The 1,990-nt window shown below is 37.0% G+C and carries 2 protein-coding genes; both read right to left on the minus strand.

Features of this window, described 5'->3' with window-relative positions:
- Nucleotides 1–652: IS21-like element helper ATPase IstB (gene istB / locus EF384_RS09440; protein ID WP_123781446.1), on the minus strand; the 652-nt coding region annotated here is incomplete at its 3' end.
- The gene (gene istA / locus EF384_RS09445) at nucleotides 642–1,880 is read right to left on the minus strand and encodes an IS21 family transposase (RefSeq protein ID WP_123781448.1); all 1,239 of its coding nucleotides are present in this window, start codon (nucleotides 1,878–1,880) and stop codon (nucleotides 642–644) included. The genes istA and istB, both read right to left, overlap by 11 nt.
- Between the last annotated feature and the right edge of the window lie 110 nt (nucleotides 1,881–1,990).

Genomic DNA, 1,990 nt, shown 5'->3' on the forward strand with positions numbered 1-1,990 from the left:
CTATTTCAGAATTCTGAAATAGCTCCCCCCATCGAGATAAGATAATATTTGTCGTAATCATTGTTGATTTTTTTTCGTAACGCATCGTTAATAGTTGAAAGAAGAGGTTAGCTTCAACTTTTTGAATTGGTAAATAACCTATTTCATCAATGATCAAAAGATCATATTTGGCATATCGTTTCAGAACACGATCGACGGTCCCTTTTTCAAAGGCAGAACGAAGACGTAAAAGTAATTCATGACAACTGATAAACAGCGTACGGTAGCCTTGATGACATGCTTCAATGCCTAATGCAATGACAAGGTGTGTTTTCCCTACACCAGGGTTTCCAATGAAAACTAAGTTTTCTTTTTTCTCCATAAAAGCCATATGTTTCAAGTCTAGAATCTCTTTTTTGTTAACGCTTGGTTGAAAGTTGAAATCAAATTCTTCAAGTGATGTCCGTTTGGGAAAGTGTGCGCGCTGGATGACACGTTCCACAGTCTGATTCGTTTGAAAGTCTAATTCTTGATTAGTTAATTCTAGAAGAGCTTCTGTTAAAGAAAGCTCATCCCGATTGGCAATTTCAATATAGTTTGGCACATATTCTCTCATATGTTTTAAATTCAAGGCCTCTAGATTATTTAATAGCTTTTGATACTTACTGCTCATTCGAAGGCACCTCCAGTAAATCATATTGCTTTAAACTTCGTTTAATATGTTCTTGGATGTCATCTTCTTCTTTGTGGCTCATGACATCTGATTTAAGTATCTGAACCAAATCTTCTTGGTTATAGTTCAATCTTTTTGTGGTAAGTGGGTGCGAACGAATCTGTTCTCCGTTATAATAAATGTGCACGTACTCTTCGTTTTCGGAAAGATCCAAGTCAACTTCTTTTCCGATATAACGAGGGTCTACAGAGTACCTACATTTGCGGAAAATGACCATTGCTTCCTTTGTGACTTTACGGCGAATAGAGTCTTCAAAATAAGGATTTAACAAGTCATCTTTTAGCTTATGGAGGTGCTCTTTTTCATTAATTTTCCAAAGTATATCAGGAATCTCGTCCGTTGCTTGAGACACTTCCGAATTTAATTCATCACAAAGTTCGTCAACGATTCGAATGAGGTCTGTCGAATCATAAAATTCATGATTGTAAACCCGTAACCGGTCCATTGTTCTGGCGAGAGCTTCTACGCTGCCTTTTGTTTGGGGGCGAAAAGGACGACAGACCATTGTTCTGAACCCTGCATCTTTACTAAAAGAATAGAAGCGATCGTTTAAATGAACCTGAGAGAATTGAGTTCGTGACCGGTCGACGACAGTTTTCATATTATCGAACCATATTTCTTCTGGAACACCACCGGTGTTATAAAAGGCATCATTCATGCACTCAAACAATGTATCTTGTTTACGATCAAAGGTAAGCGTAATAAATTTCTTCTTTGAGTAGGGCAATATATAAAGGAAAATATTAAAGCGGAAGACTTCTCCCTGACTGCTTATCAGTCGCATTTCTTCTTTCCAATCGATTTGTGCTGAAAGACCAGGCGTATATTCGACGCGTACCGTTGCTTTCTGTATCCGTTCTTTTTTCACTCCACGGCAATAGTCTCTAACAAGACTGTAACTCCCATCGAACCCTTTCTTTTGTATGAATTTGAAGATACTTTTAGCGGTACATTGATCTTCTAACTTAATATCTATGATTTGTTTGAATGAATCTAATTTACTCGGATATGTCCTCCTTGTTTTAGGTTTATTACCTTGTAACGCTTCTTCATACGCTGCTTTAACCGTACGATAGTCACATCCGTATTGTTCCGCTAACGCAGTATAATTGGGCCTTATGCCATCAATCATATGTTTTTTCACTCCTTCTCTGATATCTCTTCTCATTCCTATTCCACTCCAATTCTATAGGGGATAAGAAGAGTATATAAAAAATGTAGGAAAACCAACAATTTTACATTGTCATTTTCCTACATTTTATAACTGTTCTTTACAAC

It is taken from the genome of Aerococcus agrisoli (genome assembly GCF_003797145.1).
Taxonomy (GTDB): Bacteria; Bacillota; Bacilli; order Lactobacillales; family Aerococcaceae; genus Aerococcus; species Aerococcus agrisoli.